A 19081-nucleotide genomic window follows, 5' to 3' on the forward strand; every position below is an offset into this window, starting at 1 on the left:
ACCCGGTCGAAAGCTACAGAAGCAAGCAACACGCTCTTTGAAAACAGACTTCCACCGGCGTTTGATAAATTTCCCGCTTGACAAGAACGGTATCTACAAGTCAACAGCGCTCGATGTCGTATTGATGTGAGCATTACCGACAGTAATCAAGCCCCTTCAAGTTTAAAACCTTTCTCCCGAAATAATCTTAGGCAGGCTTCGGCAACAGTCTTGTCGTAAATGATGTCACTGTTCTTCTCGATTTCATTCAGAGCTGCTTCAATGCCCAAACCAGCACGATAGGGCCTGTGTGAGGCCATGGCTTCAACAACGTCGGCAACGCTGAGGATACGGGCCTCGATCAGAATGTCATCCCCTATCAGATTTCTTGGATAACCTGAGCCATCCATCCGTTCATGGTGCTGGTAGACAATCTCAGCAAGGGGCCAGGGTGATTCCAAGTCTTTGAGCATTTCGTATCCTCTGCGGGCATGCTCCTTAATCAGGGAAAATTCTAAGTCAGACAGTTTTGTCGGCTTGGATAATATCTCGGCAGGGATGGATATTTTCCCAATGTCATGAATGGAACCGGCCATGCGGATGCCATTGATTTTATCCTGGGGCAAACCCATCTCCATAGCGATGGCACGGGCAAGGTCCGCAGATCGGATCTGGTGTCCGGATGTATAGGGATCCCTTGCCTCCACAGTGGAAGAGATGACCTGGATCGTTGTGCCAACTGCCTTTCTGAGACTTTCGAGGGTATCTTGGAGCCTCCTCTCCGCTTGCTTGCGCTCGGTGATATCCTCGGAGATGCCCAGCAGGTATTCGGGTTCTCCCTTTGCGTTCAGGATCGGCACCTTCTTGGTGTGCATGGTGCGCTTTCCCTTGTTGCGGGTCTGTAGAGGTTCCTCCGGTATATCCACAAGCTCCTTCCCGCGCAGAACATCTCGGTCCTTCTCGGTAAAGAAGTCCGCCTGCTCCTTCGGGAAGAAATCGTAATCGCTTTTCCCCAGCAGGTCCTCCCTAGAATGACCCAGCAGATCCTCTCCAGCCCGGTTGAACCGGACGAACCTGAGGTTCCCGGCATCCTTGAGGAAGATCATGTTCGGGATATTCTCGACAACCGAGTCGAGTAACGTATTCATCCGGCGCAGCGCATCCTCCGCCTGCTTGCGCTCGGTGATGATTTTTAAGAGTTCATTCCTGCGGTTTCGGAGTCTCCAGTATAAAATAAAAAGACCTATTGAAATACCAAAGGCAAGTGATACTGATATCGCAATTAAACCGAAGATCCTGATTTCTTTCTGCGAATACCCTGATAATATTTTTTTCCCAAACCACTTGGCATATATACGTTCGTATTCACCGCTTTGGCGTACCTTTCTAATTCCTTCATTCAAAAGGCTGAGTAATACTTTATCTCCTACTCTTACCGCCATCGACCATTTTAGGGTCCTTAGCGGCTCTCCCGTCACTTTAATTTTGTCACCAAACCTGAGTTCCTGGGACAGATAGGTAACTATCGGTTCGGGATAAGCAAACGCATCAACATCGCCGGCGATAAGGGAATAAAGTCCCTCAGCAGGAGTCCTTACAATACGGCATCTTATCGCAGGAAATTGCATCAGATAAAGGTGGGTTATGTGTTGATTAACACAGGCGACCGTTTTTCCTTTCAATGACTCGATGCCGGTAATATTATACTGCCCAGCCCTGACAATGATGACTTCCTTCATTTCAAGGATCGGATCACTGAAATCAAGAACAATATCCCTTTCTTTAGAATAGCCGGTGTCGTGGATGAAATCAGCCTTGCCTAAATTAAGATAATCAAGAACTTCAGACCATACCGGGGAATGAATGTAATTAGTTTGGCCGCCAATGGCTCTTATGACAGCGGTTGAAAGATCACGTCCGAAACCTGTTAAATTGCCATCTTTGTCGAGCATATTTACCGGAGGAAAATTATCTGATGAAGCAACAACAAATTCCCGGGCTACTTGTGGCCTCACATCCTTAGTTGATGCAAGTGCATTTTCATTTACAAGCCAGAAAACTGCTATAACGGCAAGCACTAGCAGTGGAAACTGTCCCCTGAGTGGCAGGCAGTTATTCTTATTTATCATCATACCCCTTGCCTCTTGCTGCTCGCTATTGCCTTCGTGAAAAGATAGTGAATAGCGCGACCCGGTCCGTCACTTCAATGTTAAAACCGATTATCCCCGAGTACACCGATGGGGCTTCCTTTTTCATCGAATATAGGGACGCAAATGGCTACCACCAGCGGCTTATCCTCGACGATCTAAAGACAGTGGAAATGTATGGTTTCCAGTTGGCACTTACCCCTTTATACCAGTAACGATCGGACAGGTCTTTCTCTGCGAATTCTGGAAAGAAAGGATAATTCACCAAGAGAATTGCGCGTTTATCGGTGACATAGGTCATGTCGATCTCGGCATTGTTTTTGAGGTTGGTCAGGTGCAACAAAGCGCCCTTAATGTCCTTATTCTTCACGGCATCGATGAATGTGGGCCGGTAAGCATGGGACTGGAGGATTCCTATGGTTGCTTTTTTGTGTTCTAGGATGAGGCCTGCGAGGAGATTTGCGATGGTCTTATCACTGACCAGACCACCGCCGGAATGAGGAGAATCAGGAAAAGAATATTGGTTGCGTACTTCCATGATCAGAATCCTCTTCTTCGCTGATTTTTGAGGTCGACATGGTTTTCAGAAGATTTACATTCTGACACGCTGACTGTCTGGGAGCATATAGTAAAAAAAAAGAAAATACCAGAGATTTCAATTCATAACCGATAATGAATACCGTTCGAAAGGGTGGATATTTTTCAAAATCACCAGACGCTTGACTTCAGGAAGGAACCCTCGCCCCCAATCATCCCCCTAAAATGCCATCTTTCAACCGCAACTCATCAATATACCTTGGTGAAAAAAATGGCAACTTGTAAGTCATGCCTTCGCCGCGATAAAGGGTGGATTAACGAATCAGTTCAGGAAGCTATACATATCAGCTGGATGAACCGTCTTTATGATAAAGTCGCATGCTTCGATCATGACTTTATCGCCAAAATCTCTTCGATGACACTTGGAAGGTTCGGCTGGCTGAAACTCAGTCCAGTCGCGGGAACTCGATGACGTTTTATGTCAGGAGGAACATGTTTGTGATGGGGAAACGTCGATGCAAGGCTGGAATCTTGGGGGTGCGGGAAATCATCGTACCAATAGAGGCGCTCATCCCCTCTGTAAATCTCGTAACCATAGGATGTGACAAGAGACGCATCAAAATCGAGATCTTCCCTCATGCGTAAACGTAGACCATTGTGGAAGAATATCTCTCCCTCCGCAATTCCCGTATGGGGGCTTTCCGACCAGACAACCACTGTAGAATGGCGAACCTGTGTCCGGTTAATCAATTCTGAAACGAATCGACTATAATCGGCCAATGAAGACAGGGGGGAAGTATCCATTATCAATACGCTGGTTGCACGCGTAGCGTGTCGATGACGTCACGCTTGCAAAGATCTTCTCTATAAGCCTGCTTGCGTCGTTGCCATGTCTCATAAATACCTTTCCAACGGCTGAAATCGTTCCTCGATTCATCGTATTCGTCGTAACGCTCTAATTTGCCAGTCGTCAGCGCCTCATAGAAGTCTTCGCTGAGGATGCCATATTTTTCCTCAAAAAAAGTCATTCGACGTTCGAGAAGTTTCATTTCAACCACAAGCTCATGAATTTCCATGATAACAACCTCACTTTAAGGATATCTTGGATGCATTTATTTTGGGAAGCATCTTCATTCCTGTGCCTCAAAATATCACAGTCCATCGTGCTTATTCAATTGGTTTTTTCTTTTCAAAAATCAAGATAAACTTCACAAGCCGTTCATCCCGTGTTCAATGACCTGGCCCGACGAGCCGTAGAGAAGCCTTGTATTTGAACCCCAAATTATCGACCACATAATTTTACATGCTTTTAAGGCCGTCTGATTGAGACGGCCCTATGCTATTTCTTCCGGTAAACGTTCAGTCCGACCTTCGCCTCTTCATGCCCATCAACGGTGACATTTCCTTCTGTTGAGGCAATGATAATGGTCTTCCCTGATGATGACGGGCCAAAGTCTTTTGATAGGTCAACCTTGATAGACAGGATGTTGCCGTCCACTTTCATCTCTACGTTCTTCATGACAGTTCTCCTCGGGATTTTAAGAAAATGCAGCTTAACACCAACCGCTCAGATGTCAATATAAAAACTTCTTGTGTCATTGCCAGGCTGAAGACCGTAACTCATAATTCATCTCTTTCCATAGTATTTACGATAACGCGCATCAAGGATAACCACCTGTCCGCTGTCCGCCTCGGAACGGATCAGGCGACCGATTCCCTGCCGGAGTTTGATTGCTGTTTCATAACGATAGCGCCGCCAGTACTCCTTTTCGGCAAGGATGTTGCGGCGGGCGATCTGCAGTGGATCCTGGGGGTGGGGAAAGGGAAGCCGGGTGATGATCACCTGGGTCAGCGTGTCTCCGGGGAAATCCACCCCGAACCAGAAGGAATCCACGCCGAAAAGGACGCTTTCCCGGATTTCCCGAAATTCATCGACCAGGGCGAGCGTGGAAGCGCCGCTTTCCTGAAGGAGAAGGGGGTAGCCGGAGGCGCGGATATCGTCTCCGATTCGTGCCGCTATTTCCTTGAGATCTCCGTAGCTTGCAAACAAGACAAGGGTTCGCCCCCGGTTTTCGTGGATAAGACCGGGAAGCAGCTCCGCGACCCGGGACAGCCAGAATTCCTTGCTTTCATAAGCTCCGCTGAGGGCCTCCGGAGGCACGCTGATTACAAAGGCGTCGGGCGCAAAAGGGGAGGGGATCGCCTCAAAACGAAAATCCCGCTCTTGTTTGTTATTACTCCGGCAACAATGTATGTCTAAACCTTCATTCTCGCGCAGGCGGGCAAGCGAAGCTTTATTTTCATAATCCGGAACAGGGCTGGATGCCGGATCAAGTCCGGCATGACAACTTTTAATATGTTCACCTGCCGGAGCAATATTATCAACATGAACCTTTGTTTGCCGAGCATCCGTCTTGTTTTTGGTCAGCTCCTGCTGAAGAACGCTACGCTTGCCGGCACTGGAAGGATCTTCCTGATTTGTTTCGGATGATGGGGCGTTCTTTGGCGTCATGCCGGCAATGCTCATGAAGCCGGCGAAGCTCTCATTCTGACGAAGAGTGGCCGAGGTGAAGATCACGCTGTCCCAGATTTTGTAGAGATGAGTGCGGAGAATGTCCGCCACCTCTACCGCCTGAGTGGAAACGCTCCAGTGGTGAACGTAAAGCACCGCCGCGGTTACATATTCAGGAGAGTCGCAGGCGTCGGCGATGGCCTTTATGGTATCGCCATATTCCTCTATGTCCTGCAGTGCCGTCCTCAGCCGTTCGAGGGTCCGGGGACGAATGCCGAGCTGCCGGCAGGATTCATCGTCCTTTAAAAATGAGAGGCAGACCGCTATTTTTTTGAGGACTTTCCGCAGATCGAGAAGCTGGCAGTTCAAGCGCCCTTTCCGGAAGGAGGGATGTTCCGCGGGGATAATAGTTGCCTTGCCGCCGGAGGGAGCACCCCGAATTGACGAGATAACTGACGAAAATGCCGACATTTCTTCGCGAAGAACATTAATGGCGTCAAGCGCTTCGCCGGCGGCCTTCCCGCAGGAGTCTCCTTGGGAAGGCGGGATGCGCCGGAGCCCCGTTTCGATGTAGGTTGCGGAGTCGGAAATCTCGCGCGACGAGACCTCCATCGCAAAGGCGCTGCGGGCGGCCTGCTCAAAATGGTTAGCCTCGTCGATGACGCAGTTTCCGAAAATTCCCGCCAAGGCCCCATCCTTGTTCAGCAAGGCCAGCTTGTGGTGGTTGGTGATGACAAGACGGGCGTTCAGGGCCTCGGCGGCGATTACCTGGGCCGGGCAGCGGGAATGGCGGCGGGAGCAGCCGCTACGGGCCGATATTTCATGCTGGAGACGTCGGAAAAAAAAGCCGTCGTTGAGGTGAAAGCGGATTCTTTCTCCGGTTGTCTCGCCGTCCACCTGCCGGAAGTAAAAGATCTTATTGACAAAATAGAGCCACAACAGCAATCTGCTCCCGGAGAGGGCCTCTTCATAAATATGATCGAGTTTTTCGGCGCACAGGTAGTTAGATTTACCCTTCAACATCGCGACCGGTATTTTTTTGTAGGCCGGCTTGAGGGAGGCAGCAAGCGGGAGTTCACGCCGGACGAGCTGTTCCTGAAGGTTTTTCGTGTAGGTGGAGATGGCTATGCGGGCGCCGGGGTTTTTTGCCAGAAACTCCATGGCGGGAATCAGGTAGCCCTGTGTTTTTCCGGTGCCCGTTCCCGCCTCGATCGTGAGAACCTCACGCTCGTTGAGGGCGGTTGCCACGTGCTTTGCGTAGGCGATCTGCGGGGGGCGAATTACGTAGTTTTTCGTCTTCGCCGAGAGCGCCCGATAGATCTCTTCAATATGGGGCAGGGAAACCTTTTTTCGCCTTTCCTCTGGAACGGGCACAGGTATTTTGAGCGGCGCCTTTTCCAGGAAGCCTTTCCAGTCGTCCGTTTCCTCGCCGCCGCCGGGGTTGAAAAGCTCTCCGAAATAATCCTGAAAGTTGCTGTTCAGGCCGATAAAAAGATCGCCGAAGAGGGTTTCACTTTTTCGGAGGTAGAAACGCAGGGCCGCGGCCGGGGGAAATTCTGCCGGATTGAGAATAAAACCGGATAGATGTTTGAGTAGCTCGACTGAAAGAAGGAGCGCCTCTTCGGCGCTGAAGGAAAACTTCTCCCGCTTTTTTCCGTGCAGGTATTCCCACAGGGATTTGGGCGAGGCGGTGTTGGCATGGGGCAGAAAGAATTCGGCGGCGAACCGCAGATCGACCACGCGGGGGTTCCCGTAAACCGCCAGCAGCGATTCTATTTCCTCCCGGGGATTCAGCGTGACAACGATATTCGTTTCCCGAAACAGGGGGAAGAGAAAAGCGGCGACATCGGCAAAAGTAGGGGCGCCCTGCAGGGTATCGCGGGAGACGCCCGAGAGGCGATAGTCACGCTCCGTCGTTTTTTTGTACCGTACCGGCGACGAGAACGGTTCCCCGCCGCCCTTGGGAGAGAGCGGCTGCGCGGCTATCTGATAGATGCGGCTGCCTTCGTCTTCATCCTTGCCCACGTGGGCGAAAAGACAAATGATATTGGAGATGTTCCCGTTGTATGGCAGCAGCATTAAACAGCCTCATTTTTACGCATTATTTAGTAGGGCAAAACTTTTCGAGCATCGCTAATTTACTAATGATATCAGTAGTATTATATATGTCGGATATCCGACATACCCCCGAAAAAGCAGACGCCCCATGTCTCTAACTAAGCACTCATCCCCACTTTTTACCTTCAGCCCTTAGCTTTTCCTCTTTACTGGCCGCCGGTCAGTCTCAACCTCTTCAACATACCACACCCTTTACGAAAATTATCTCCCCTTTTTCGTTAACCGGTATTTCTGAGTTGGGCTTTTGGGGGAATCCGGTTGGGTCATCTCAACAAAACCTCCTTCAATAGCAGGTTTCAAATAATCGTAAAGCAATGTTGGACGATGGTTCAATTTCAAGAATTGCATTATCTCGCGAACGGCCAATGGCTGGCGCTGCAAGCAGAGCAGTAATCTCTGCACTTGTTCGGTTACTTGTTCGGTTACTTGTTCGGTTGGCTCGGTTTTCGAGAGCGGCGGTGAACTTGCACCGTTAAGGGCGAGTGGTTGGGCAAAATATACAGTAAAGCGAATACGCATTCCTATCTCGACCATTTGTGGCTCCGGCAAGCCAAATTGTTGTGCCTCCTCGAAGATCCGGAGAATGCCGCTACCCCACTGTTCGATAAGATCAATCTCTCTGAAAACACGTGCTAAAACGCGGTTCCGAAGCTTGGAAACACCCTGACGGATATCATCAAACGTTAACCCCGGCAGCAGAATTCCGGGGTTTTCAATTTCAATCCGGTCGTCAAAAAAAGAAACCCTGATGGGAGCGCCTTTCTGGGAGTAGTCGGCATGAACAACCGCATTTACTAAGACTTCACGGAGGATCGACAGGGGAATGCTCCAGACATCCCGCCGGTGCAATTGAGAGAGGTCGGCACCTTGCAATGCATGCTTTTTCAGGAAATCCATGGCTCGTTCTACTGCAACCGGAAGGTGATCGTAAATTTCCGCGTGATCAAATATTTGACTTTTGGTTTTGCCGATAAAGCGTCCGCATTGAATCCACGCATCGGGAAAAACCGCCGCGCGTTGCTTGCCAAACAACAGGACGCCCCCCACGGTGGGAACCAGACGCCCTTGATGTTTTATGACGAGACGCAGTGTTTCCAAATCTTTTTTCAGCAGTTTGCGGTGCCTTGAAAAACATGAGACTGCCCCCTGAAAATCGAGGTCATCAATCTCCATTTCAGGGAGAGATTGTTCATCAAATGCTGCACCCAAGGCGCTTCTAAGCAGTTCCTGAATCAAATCAACATCTGCCTGACGATTGGTGGAACCGAGCCGAACATACACCCCCTGCATCGGGCCTTCGCGTTTCAGCCAGTGTGGCCGGGAGCCACTGGGATACACTTCTACCGCCAGCAAGGTTTTGTCCTGCCAAGCAATCAATTCCACATTGGGTGCAAGTCGCGGCTCAATGCTGTCGGCAATCAGACTGCATAACCGTTCCTCTTCATCCAGCGGATTCTCAAGTCCGAGTACATTTTTTGTGACATCCTCGATACCTATCAGCAAAACGCCGCCTGCGGTGTTGGCAAAGGCTGTCAAGGTTTTCAGTATATTTCGGGGAGACCTGAGATCACGCTTGAACTCAAGCGTTTTGCCCTCATCGCGTCCGATCAGTTGGTTAATATTCATCATGGTCGAATCCCTCTTAAATAAAATATTCATGACGGCACACCGTCACAAATAAGGACGAAAATTGGCGGTACGCGCTCCATCGCGTCCGTGGCAATTCCCTAAAAAATAACGAATTATAAATCACCAAGTTATGTACGCATTTTCAGGTGAAATTTAAAATGTGAACCCGTCCCCGATTGCCCTTGCAACTATCGGAACTCATAGACAAACAAGTACCTAAGAAAAATTCCTAACAAAACGGCTACAGGTGAATGATTTCCACGTCTCCCCATTTTGAACGCAAATATTCGGCGATGAGCCGGCGATGGCATTGCAACGGCTTTTCCTCGCTGCACTTTTCTCCAACTCAACACAGAGGCGATAATTTTCATTTCTGCCATTCTCCTTGTCAACCATTTCTTCCAACGTCCTGACCTGTGCAAGTTTATCCCTCAATTCCCTGCTACAATCATCGTCGGCGGCTGAAGACAGGGCGCTTCGCTTTGCCACAGAGATTTTTTCTATGCTTTTGGAGTAACGACGAAAATTGACAAACACGTCTCTTGCAGCCATTAAATTTTCAACGCCAAGTAATTTATGAAGAAGATCCCTGCGGTTAGCCGGTGTTTGGGTAAGGAACTCACCCAGTTCTTCTTCTTTAAGAAAATATCCGACTTTCCATTGATGAAAATTAAGATCAGGAAGCGCTGATCTTTCAGTTGGATGCCATACTTTATCTGTGAAAAGTTCCTCCAGAATATCTCCTTTTGTAGACCGATAAAGGCGATAGAGACTGTCGCGAACAGTATAAGTTAACCCAACCGTTCCGCTATTTATGCCATCGGAAACGACGGCTTTTGATGTAACCCCTGTGGTCAGAATTTTTCCGCACAAGGTAAAATAGAGGGCCCGCGCCAAAGTTGATTTTCCGGAAAAATTCTTACCATAAATCACTGTAAGATTGTCGTCGAAATCAAACCGCCGAGAGCCTGCAAAGACGCCGATATTTTTTACGACAAGATGCTTTAATCTCATTTTCCGACTCTTTCGCCAGCGAGAATTTCAGACAATGTTGCTGTGGAAAGTGAAGGATTATCAAGTGTTAATTCTAATGCGTATAAAGCTTTTTCATGATCTTCATCTTCAATTCCCCGACTGTACTTATTTTTATCTGCCAGAACATTTAAATTGTCGTGGAAAATCATCAATATTTCTTGCGTATTCATTAATGTTTCTCCTCCCGTTTTCCAGAAAGTTTACTCACTGAGCGCCTTGAGCGGGGCATCCTTTGCATCTGCGTAATAGACGACAGTGACCTTGGTGGCCAAATCATCAGGTAATTCAGTGATATTCTAAGGCTGCATTACGTAAATAATTCAGGATGGATTCAAGGATAATCATTCAGGGAACCCGCTTGGTTTCAGTTGAAGCAGGAACTCCTCGCAGGGTACGCAGAGGATACCGTCACGCAAAAATCGCTCCCTCCCCCGATACAGCAGCCAGCGGCGGCTTTCCGGAAAGTCTTCGCCGAAGCTTTTAAGCCCGCGCAGATCTTCCGGCCGCACTTGGGAGGAATTCTTCACTTCCAGCGCGTACAAGCCGCCCTCGCCATAGACCACGAAATCCACCTCCACTTTCGACCGTGTCTGCCAGTAATACAATTGGTGTTTGCCGACCGAATAGTCACACCAAGCTTGCAGATGCTGGGCAACGAGACTCTCCAGCGCAGCGCCATCGATCTCCGAGGGAGCATCCAGGGGCCCGGACGGCCGGTTAGCGCGGAAGACTCCGACATCAAAAAAGAAAAACTTCGGATGTGCCGCCAGTTCGCGCTGTGCCCGCCTGGTGAAAACCGGCACTCGAAAAGCCAGCAAAAGATCCTCCAGTATTTCCAGATAACCCTCCACCGTCTTGCGGTTTACGTGGCAATCCCGGGCAACGTTGGCCAAGTTGAGCACGGACGCCTGCGAAAAGCTGATTGCTTCGAGGAAGCGGGAAAAGTTTCCGATATTGCGCACCAAGCTTTCCATCTGCACCTCTTCCCGCAAATAGAGGCCGTTGTATGAGCGCAGAATTTCCTCAGGCGCCTTGCCCCCCCGCACGATTGGCAGCATGCCCAGGCGCAATGCCTCCTCCAGATTGAATTGGGGGCAGAGTTCGGAGGCCATGAAGGGATGCAACGACTTTTGCGCCGCGCGTCCGCCTAAAAGATTTGCACCGCCCCGCCGAAGCTTACGGGCGCTTGAGCCGGTGAATATAAACTGCACACCCTGCTTAGCCTCGATCAGCAGATGGACGACTTCCAACAAAACCGGCAGCATTTGCACTTCGTCGATGACCACCTGCCGGACTTCAGGCCTCGCCCCTATCAACTCCCGCAGACGCTCGGGGCGCGCCGATAGCGAACGCAAGGTTTCCGGCTCCAGAAGATCTACCCGGAGCGCCTGTGGAAAAAGCCTATTGGTCAACCAGGTCTTGCCCGTGCCGCGCGGGCCAAGCAGGAAGAAGTGGTCAGCGGGCGGCATGAAATATCGTGGTACTGATTCCATTTTGCGCCTCATAATAGCAGAAGAGATGCTATTTTATAAAACGTATTTCCAGTGTTTGCAATTGAAAATGAAGACGCTCATAAGACCGGATTGATCATTGACGGCTCAATGGCAACATACCTTTCTGAAATTTTAATCTTTTCCAAGACTGTCATCTTCCCTGCGCTCATCCGTAATTTGCAAGATATGCGAGTACGGCATGGAGGGTTGCGCTGATAAAAAGGATCATTCCTGTTTTCTTGTGCATTTTGAAGGGGACCCTGATCCAGCGAAGTCCCGTACTGAGCTGGAACAAGATCAGTGTCATGTTGACAAGCCCCAGGATTAAAATGATTGAAACTCCACCGATCTTCATAGCAGACCCCTTATTGTGGCTGATCATTTCACCATTATTTTATGTGTTGCCGGCCCTTTGCTGCCATGATTATTGCAACTTGACTCGGCGACGATTTCCGTATCTTCTGTCACCTTGATCTTGATTTCTTTGCTAAAGACCGCTCCCTCAGGTCGATTCTCTCTGGTATAGTCCCACCTTTTCAAGTCTTTACCGTTCGCCGTTGCCTTTAACCACTCGGTATAATGGAAAGCATTATTCGCACTATGGGTGGACGTGATCAGGATCGTCACCTCGGCTCCTTTGGCAGCTTCGGCCGGCCCCTTAATGGAAGTTTCCGCCTTATTAGCGAGGACAACGTTTGCCGGAACCAAAAAAAATGCCAGTACTAACGTCCCAAATAACATGATTTTTTTCATTTATAAACCTCCGTGAATAATGGGGATAGGTTCAGTGTCCCCGTATTTCCCTTCTTTCTATCTTCATTCTTTTGTTCTATTCATTCCAACGCGTCCTTGATTTTTAGCTCGAACTCCCACCCTTCGTGGATCGAGAAGAATCGAGAGAGTTCACCCATGTCGACGGCGAGACCATCGACGACCAGCAGTACGCCGCCGTTACCGTCTGATGTTATGCGCCCCCGGAGCTTGTCGTGTAACATGTCATGACCGCTGCCAAGGTAACGTGTAGCCATGGATTGCCGCGCCTTATCACGAAGTCGCCCCAGCGCGTTGTAGGGGCTGGTCTCACTGTATACAGCGAACTCGTATCCTTTGCCCTTCGGTTTTTCTTCCCTCGCACGGACCGTGTACCCGAGTAGACCTTCGTGGCAGTCGACGACAAAAGCCCTCTTTTTGCCTAAAAAATCTTCGAATTCCTCACGACGAGGGAAATCGCTTTGCCAATCTGGCTGGTCACTATCCATCAGCTTCCTACCTCCATTTCTTCCGGGCCTCTCCGCCACGCCCAGTTCTTGATCCACGGACTCGCCACGTCGGTGGTTTTGGGGACACTATTCCTTAATATTCACTATTTCCCCCGGTTATCAAGAATATTAGTGGTTGTCCCCATTGAATTAATGTTATCAGAAAACCCTTTTGCCGCCGCAAATATTTCCTCAACACTCTTATCAGGCCACAAATCTCTCTGCCACTCAGTGTAATCGAAATTATCGTGCCGAATCAGTGTGATAAATTTTTCCGCCTCAACTACTCCAAGTTGGTTGCGAAGCGCTTTCATGCCTTCCGTGCGGATCATCGTGTCTGCCCTCATAGTTTTCCCTCCAGTATTATCTTTTATTTCTCATTATCCCCGATTGCCGTTCGCGAAATACGGGAAGTGTCCCGCTGTTCCCAAGCAAAATCGTTTCGCCATCGGTATTGGCCATAGCACAGTAGGGTTTCCAGGCATCCTGAGGCAGTTCGCCCCGGCCATCCCGCCCTTGTGCCGCCTTGCACTCCAGATCGACCGACCCGGCCATAACGGCCAGGTCTTCCAGTGTCAACTCCTCGCGCATCGGGTTGTCTCCTGTTTTCATCCTGGTCCCCATCGCTTAGATAGACTTTACTTCAGTTCCGGGGGACAGAAGCTTAACGCTCCATGTTATCATCCAGCCGCCAAAGACTTGCTTCCCGGTGGATGGCCTTCCCTCCGGGGCGGGATTCACACCCGCTGGATTACGCGACCTTGTCTGGCCGCACATTAGTGGCTGTCCCCAATTATTCCCTTGGCAGTTGCATTCGTATTTACAGAAAATGCGTTAGGTTCAACAAATGGCTTCATATGGTTCCCGACGATATTCTGACCACACACGGGACATGGGCTGGCACTACCACTACCGGGTCGTCGTCGTAGTTTTTTCTCTTAAAAACAAGAAAAAGAGAATCCTTTAGTCTTTGTAGACATTTTTTCGCTTTGCGATACGTAAAACCAGAATCAGAAAAACATTGTCTTCGGTACGGACGATGATCCGATAGTCCCCGACTCGATATCTCCAAAACTCTCCGAATTGTGGACCCTTCAGCGATTTGCCAATGCTCCGGGGATCTTCCAGGGAAGCGACCCTTTCCTGTAAAAACTTCAAGATACGCCTGGCGATCTGAGGATCAAGCCGATCTAATTCCCGTTCGGCAGCGGGATCAATCTCAATCTTCCAGGCCATAGCGTTTTATCACGTCCTTCATGGGTATCGGTTTGCTATTCCCGGCCCGAATATCTGCTAATCGCTTTTCGGCAAGATAAACGTCTTCCATATCGTCAAGATGCTCAAGAATAGCCTCCCGGACGTAAAATGTCTTTGTGCGCCCGGTTTCCTTCGCCAACACGTTCAACCGTTCTTCAATTCCTTCAGGTAGTCTGATTGCTAACATTGGTTTTTCCTCCTTGCAATACACGTATAGCATGGAGCATGTTCAGTGTCAACCGTCCGGGTACGAAGAACGGCGTTGATGTTGAGGCCGACCTCTGCCGCCCGTTGCGTTTATCTTTTCGACGTTGAGCCAGCGGTCGATATCCAGCAATATCTTCACCCGCTCGTTCTGAATCTATCTGAGAACGAGCGGGCATTTACAAAACAACACTCATTTATTAGCACGAAGCAAGGTCACCTGCGGACAACAGTATTTTATATTTATATCTAAACTGCTCTGTCAAATTTTATCCAACGCAACACAAAAGAGCGCAAAAGAATAAAGTCAATTTTACTCCACAAAAAATTTTTCAATTAAAAAAGGAGCACTCGTTGATGCTCCTTTCGTTAAAACTTCCCCTAAAAGAAACTCATTTCTGGGTGCCGTATAGCCCAAAGCCTGGGCCAGCCGGACTTTTGAACAGAACCCCGTGTTGCCCGGCGCTCGGATCATTGGATAATTCCTGAACGACTGCGAAGTCGCCCCAAATTTGCGGGCCGATCTTGGCACCATCGGCAGCATACCAATTGCCACCAAAAGAGACCGCGTCCAGAGGAGCCGCCACGATTTTGACAAAATAGACCCATTGTCTCATCTTACCGCTTACTTCCACTTCTCCAGACTGATGATTTGTCAGCCAAGCGCCGGAGCCACGATATGACGCAAATCCGTTATGCCTATCCAGGAGACCGTCGCCGTCGCAATCCCTGTTGCTCAACCAACCCTCGCTCCATTTCATAAGAAGATTTACGCCTTTGTAGGGTTGGCACCAAGCTGCGTTCCGGTAGGAATCGCAATAATCGCCATTGAACATGAGGGCTTGGTAGTTATAACCCCACTGGTCAGAACCAGTTTTAATCACTTCGCCGGCCGAGTTAAGCAAGGTGCCGCTTTGAATTGTAGTACACTTGTTCGGTCCAGCCGCCCAGACAAAGCTTACAACAAACGTCAATCCCAACGCCAAAACAATTGCCAAAAACTTTTTCATTGGTCACACCTCCTTTTGTTTTGTGTTAAACCGTTAAAAAAACTTTTCCTATCCGAAAAGAACTCCTAACCCGGACGAGCCGGAACCAAAATATGACCCATGTTTTAAAAGTTGGATTAAAAAATAATCTCAGTAATCACTTTACAGTAAAGGGTTTGCACAGTTCATGAAAAATATCTTGCCTAAAACTCGATCAACTTTACGGGTTAGTGACTAAGGGTTAATGACAGTTTCAATATCCCGATTGCAGAACCGACAAATTAGGAAGCCCTGCAATATATTTTCCGATTGGAAAGTCATCTATGGCACCTATTTTTTTATCTCTTTTTTCTGACTTATTTGCGACATTGATGCCCCACACAACCGCAAGAACGAGAAAGATTACGATTAGCGTCAAAATCTCATACATTATAGTCTCTCCTTTGTGTGGATTATATTTGCTGCATAACAGTATAATTGGGCCAAAGCTGATTGCCTTGGATAACGTTTGGAAAGCCGTTCAAACGGTGCTATAAAGTAGAACATTTACATCCCTGCATGTCAAGGAAAAACAGTGACTCACTGACATATATCTGTCATTTATCTCCTTGACATCACTGTTTACTTCCACTATCATCCTTCGCACCTAGTTGGTGAACTTCATAGTTCACCGTGATCAAAGGGCGGTGCCACTGCCAAGTAAACACCGCCCTTACTAAAACAAAAAGGCCTCTCTCCCGAGAGGCCCATCTATTTCGATGATCCGCTACTTCTTGTCAATCTATTCTGAAAATATCGCCCCTATACTACCCCAGATAATTTAAAGATCTACATGGCTTCAGTCTCAATCCTTTATTCATCAAGGTTATTTTCCTGCCCATACCCAGCCAAGGCGTACACCAGATTCTTCCCCGTGGCGATTCGCAGGATGATTTCCCGCTGCTCAGGTGAAAACTGGAACTTCATGGCTTTCTGGATTTTCTCGACATGCGCTTTTGCTGATTCAAGGGACAATACAGGCTTGCCCTGTCCCATCGACCGTTCCCGGAAGAAAGACAACAGCCATTTCTCCATATAGTCATAGGACGACAAGGAAACGGTTTCCCGCTCGATAAGAGTTTCGCTCATGCCAGTCAGAGTATCCAAGCCCTGCCGGATATCCTCATCCTGGATTTTATCGGTTTCGGTGTCGATCAACTCTTGAATGTTGTCATATAACATTGAAATCGGCAATCTGGTATGCCCTTGTTCTTCAGCGGCCTTTACCAGGGCATGTCTTAAAGCGGCCTGCACCCGGAAAGGGGAGGAAAAACTGACTCCGAGTTTTTGAGCAACATCATCGGCAGTCTTGAAGCCGATGCCCCGCACGTCGGTAAGGTAATACGGGTTTTCCTTCACCTTCTGGATGCTGTCCTTTCCGTAGAAATTATAGATACGGATCATGAGGTTCGTTGTGATGCCGAACGGCACAAGGTATGCGGACAGTTCCCGAAGCTCCTTCTGTTTTTCCCATGATGCCCTTATTTTCAGGAGCTTTTTTTCCTTGATCCCCTTAAACTCAAGTAGTTTAGCCGGTTCATGTTCAAGTATTTGAACCAGTCCGTCGTTGCCGTAGCAGTCAATGAGATCACGGGCCAGTTTATCGCCAACACCCTTGACAACTTTTATGAGAAAATAGAATCGCGGCGCTCACCTGCGGAGCAGGCGGCGAACCGCAGGTTCGACGGCTGAGCCGACAGGTGAAGTGCCTTGTTCCGGCGCAAGGCGACGGGACAAGGCCGAACTACAAACTCCTTGTAATCCGGGGATATCCTTACTTAGTTCCTGTCGGTAGAACATCGAACACCCTGTTCATCCAATATCCCGGCGGCGGCCCCGGGTTTTAAAATCAATGCCGGCGCAGGGCTCGGCGAGAGAAAGACGAGGGTAACATGAAAGCTTTCCCGTTCTTTCACTTCCCGGCGGACGCCGAGGAATCCTAAATTGTAGGAACTCTTTATCATTTCTTCGGCCTGCTCGGCGAGATACTCCGGCAGGGCGAGGGGGAAGTTTAGGGTCTTTTTTCCCGTCACCGCCCGTTCATATGTACCGGCTTTGATCTGGTTCAGGAGGACATTGCGGCTCCAGCCGAACCGGGCTGTGGCGCGGAGGTAGTAAAGGCGGGCGGCGGGGTCGATGAGCTTGGCCAAAGCATTTACATGATGGCCCCAGGGAACTGCGGCGATCAATTCTCTCACAGCCTGTGAGAGAAACAGATTGTCCGTATATGTCCGAAAAAACTGGAGCATCCGCTACACATTCTGCGGTGAAAGGCCGAAGGTGCCGGGAAATGCCTGCCGTAAATCCGCGGAAACCATCTGGACAATCGAATCGCCCCATCCCAGCGTCTGCTGCTTCTCCACGATACCATGCCCGATGTCCCAGTAAAGCAGGATGAAACCACGGTTCACCGCTTTTGATGCCGAGATGCGCGCAAAGACCACCCGCGCCTTCAGATTCTCGATGAACTTTCGGTATTCCGGCGAGGTCATCACAGACGGATCGTTTGCATTTTTCATTGCGCTAATTCCTCCCGCATCTGCTCCGCCTCATCAAACATCAGTTCCCAGTACGGCAGGCACCGCACCCGCGTTTTACCCATCATGGTCTCAGCGGTGAGACTCTTGTTGACAATACAGCCGTTTTCCGGATGATAACGCTCAAGGAATCCACGGTATGCACGTTGGGCCTCAAGTTTTTTCATGTCGCTGTACTTGACCTCCAGTGGCGTCACAGCATTCCCGCGCCGGAGGACAAAGTCAACCTCAGCCTTGTCTTTTGTACGCCAGAAGTGGATCGTCGTATCCGCTAGGGGAAAGCGTTCCGAAAGCAGGGCGTGGATCGCGTTTTGAAAGACGAATCCGGCCTCACTGTCCGAGATGCCGCCGAAATTGCCCGCTGCGAAATTGCGCAGCCCAATATCGCCGAAATAGTAAACCGGCGCTTTGGTTATCTCTTTTCTGATGTTGGTGAACCAGGGGGTTACCTTCCGGATAATGAAGGTCTTTTCGAGATACCAGAGATAGGTCTTGACCGTGGGCAGAGAGAGACCCAGGGTGGCGGACAGTTCGGAATAGCTGACCATCTTCCCGATCTGGCTTGCCAGCACCCTCACGAGATTGCTGAAACTGTCGCTCTTTTCCACCCGGAGAAGGTAAACGATATCCTTTTCCAGGTAGCTGCGGAAAATCTCGTTGATGACGGCCAGTTTTTCCTGGTGAGTCTCCGCCAACACAACTCGTGGGTAGCCGCCGTACATGAGGTATTCCCGGAAGAGCTGCTCTGTTCTTGCCGGCTCGGTACGGAAAAACTCTCTGAGCCGGTCCGCATATCGGTAACCGGTCCGGAAATCAGCGAATTCGCCAAAACTGACCGTTGCAAGCTCGAATATGCGCTTTCTTCCGACCAGCGACTCGCTGATCTTCTCCTTCAGCTCGATGCTTCCCGAGCCGGAGACCACAAACTTCCAGGGGAGACCCTGATCGTACAGACCCTTCAGAAACAGTCCGGCGTTTTCCTTGTGCTGGATCTCGTCCATAAAGACCACGCCGTCACTGCCCAATTCCAATCTAATTTTCTGGAGAAGCGCGCCTTGAGACGCGAGGTGGCGAAAGTCGTCTTCAACATCCAGATTGAGCCAGAGGGTATTTTTTCCCCCGGCGCGAAGTTGGGCCTCGAGTTGCTTGAGGATGGTTGTCTTACCCGATTGACGCGGTCCGACCAGCATGGTTATCTCAGGATGATCGAGATGCTCCGTCAGCGTTGTTGTGAGTCGACGCTGTATATGCTGATTATTGGTATTCACGGTTTTACTTTAGCACGAGAATTTGTAATGTCAAATTATTTTTATATAAAAATTATGACGGTCGCAAGATTTTATCAT

General features: G+C 49.4%; 21 protein-coding genes and 1 pseudogene. 1 reads left to right on the forward strand and 21 read right to left on the reverse strand.

What is annotated here, in order from left to right; all coding sequences use genetic code 11:
• Positions 1 to 146 precede the first annotated feature (146 nt).
• The 19 genes from M0P74_13445 to M0P74_13535 form a co-directional block, all read right to left on the reverse strand.
• Entirely contained in the window at positions 147 to 2111 is a 1965-nt protein-coding gene (locus M0P74_13445) for a transporter substrate-binding domain-containing protein (protein ID MCK9364589.1), read from the reverse strand.
• Between the two features lie 145 nt (positions 2112 to 2256).
• On the reverse strand, positions 2257 to 2664 hold the full coding sequence (locus M0P74_13450; protein MCK9364590.1) for a hypothetical protein: 408 nt from the start codon (positions 2662 to 2664) through the stop codon (positions 2257 to 2259).
• 805 nt (positions 2665 to 3469) lie between these two features.
• Positions 3470 to 3739, reverse strand: a complete 270-nt coding sequence (locus M0P74_13455) for a hypothetical protein (protein ID MCK9364591.1) — start codon at positions 3737 to 3739, stop codon at positions 3470 to 3472.
• Between the two features lie 263 nt (positions 3740 to 4002).
• Complete coding sequence (locus tag M0P74_13460; GenBank protein MCK9364592.1) at positions 4003 to 4182, reverse strand: hypothetical protein; 180 nt, start codon at positions 4180 to 4182, stop codon at positions 4003 to 4005.
• 108 nt (positions 4183 to 4290) lie between these two features.
• A complete protein-coding gene (locus tag M0P74_13465; protein ID MCK9364593.1) occupies positions 4291 to 7254 on the reverse strand; it encodes an ATP-dependent DNA helicase in 2964 nt (987 codons plus the stop codon).
• Between the two features lie 240 nt (positions 7255 to 7494).
• A complete protein-coding gene (locus M0P74_13470) occupies positions 7495 to 8922 on the reverse strand; it encodes a helix-turn-helix domain-containing protein (protein ID MCK9364594.1) in 1428 nt (475 codons plus the stop codon).
• Between the two features lie 216 nt (positions 8923 to 9138).
• The gene (locus tag M0P74_13475; protein MCK9364595.1) at positions 9139 to 9936 is read right to left on the reverse strand and encodes an AAA family ATPase; all 798 of its coding nucleotides are present in this window, start codon (positions 9934 to 9936) and stop codon (positions 9139 to 9141) included.
• Positions 9933 to 10127, reverse strand: coding sequence for a hypothetical protein (locus M0P74_13480; protein MCK9364596.1), 195 nt, complete (start codon positions 10125 to 10127; stop codon positions 9933 to 9935). The genes M0P74_13475 and M0P74_13480 overlap by 4 nt, the downstream gene beginning before the upstream one ends.
• 171 nt (positions 10128 to 10298) lie before the next feature.
• A complete protein-coding gene (locus M0P74_13485; GenBank protein MCK9364597.1) occupies positions 10299 to 11450 on the reverse strand; it encodes a DUF4143 domain-containing protein in 1152 nt (383 codons plus the stop codon).
• A gap of 166 nt (positions 11451 to 11616) precedes the next feature.
• Complete coding sequence (locus M0P74_13490; GenBank protein MCK9364598.1) at positions 11617 to 11805, reverse strand: hypothetical protein; 189 nt, start codon at positions 11803 to 11805, stop codon at positions 11617 to 11619.
• A gap of 23 nt (positions 11806 to 11828) precedes the next feature.
• The gene (locus M0P74_13495; protein ID MCK9364599.1) at positions 11829 to 12203 is read right to left on the reverse strand and encodes a hypothetical protein; all 375 of its coding nucleotides are present in this window, start codon (positions 12201 to 12203) and stop codon (positions 11829 to 11831) included.
• An 80-nt stretch (positions 12204 to 12283) separates the two neighbouring features.
• Positions 12284 to 12709, reverse strand: coding sequence for a hypothetical protein (locus M0P74_13500; protein MCK9364600.1), 426 nt, complete (start codon positions 12707 to 12709; stop codon positions 12284 to 12286).
• 104 nt (positions 12710 to 12813) lie between these two features.
• A complete protein-coding gene (locus M0P74_13505) occupies positions 12814 to 13041 on the reverse strand; it encodes a hypothetical protein (GenBank protein MCK9364601.1) in 228 nt (75 codons plus the stop codon).
• 31 nt (positions 13042 to 13072) lie between these two features.
• Positions 13073 to 13321: an ATP-binding protein gene (locus M0P74_13510; protein ID MCK9364602.1), complete on the reverse strand. Its 249-nt coding sequence runs from the start codon at positions 13319 to 13321 to the stop codon at positions 13073 to 13075.
• Between the two features lie 351 nt (positions 13322 to 13672).
• Positions 13673 to 13945, reverse strand: coding sequence for a type II toxin-antitoxin system RelE/ParE family toxin (locus tag M0P74_13515; protein ID MCK9364603.1), 273 nt, complete (start codon positions 13943 to 13945; stop codon positions 13673 to 13675).
• A complete protein-coding gene (locus M0P74_13520; GenBank protein MCK9364604.1) occupies positions 13929 to 14153 on the reverse strand; it encodes a DUF6290 family protein in 225 nt (74 codons plus the stop codon). The genes M0P74_13515 and M0P74_13520 overlap by 17 nt, the downstream gene beginning before the upstream one ends.
• 409 nt (positions 14154 to 14562) lie before the next feature.
• Positions 14563 to 15180, reverse strand: coding sequence for a hypothetical protein (locus tag M0P74_13525; protein MCK9364605.1), 618 nt, complete (start codon positions 15178 to 15180; stop codon positions 14563 to 14565).
• Between the two features lie 232 nt (positions 15181 to 15412).
• Entirely contained in the window at positions 15413 to 15589 is a 177-nt protein-coding gene (locus M0P74_13530; GenBank protein ID MCK9364606.1) for a hypothetical protein, read from the reverse strand.
• 422 nt (positions 15590 to 16011) lie between these two features.
• Positions 16012 to 16629, reverse strand: coding sequence for a hypothetical protein (locus M0P74_13535; GenBank protein ID MCK9364607.1), 618 nt, complete (start codon positions 16627 to 16629; stop codon positions 16012 to 16014).
• Positions 16630 to 16737: 108 nt separating this feature from the next.
• Here M0P74_13535 and M0P74_13540 point away from each other — a divergent pair, with 108 nt between their 5' ends.
• Positions 16738 to 16890 carry a hypothetical protein gene (locus M0P74_13540; GenBank protein MCK9364608.1) on the forward strand — a complete coding sequence of 51 codons (153 nt, stop codon included), beginning with the start codon at positions 16738 to 16740 and terminating at the stop codon, positions 16888 to 16890.
• Between the two features lie 86 nt (positions 16891 to 16976).
• Here M0P74_13540 and M0P74_13545 read toward each other — a convergent pair.
• Positions 16977 to 17690: pseudogene (locus M0P74_13545) on the reverse strand (DUF1016 N-terminal domain-containing protein).
• A gap of 23 nt (positions 17691 to 17713) precedes the next feature.
• Complete coding sequence (locus tag M0P74_13550) at positions 17714 to 19003, reverse strand: ATP-binding protein (GenBank protein ID MCK9364609.1); 1290 nt, start codon at positions 19001 to 19003, stop codon at positions 17714 to 17716.
• Between the last annotated feature and the right edge of the window lie 78 nt (positions 19004 to 19081).

The sequence above is a fragment of the Syntrophales bacterium genome, assembly GCA_023229765.1.
Lineage (GTDB): Bacteria > Desulfobacterota > Syntrophia > Syntrophales > UBA5619 > DYTH01.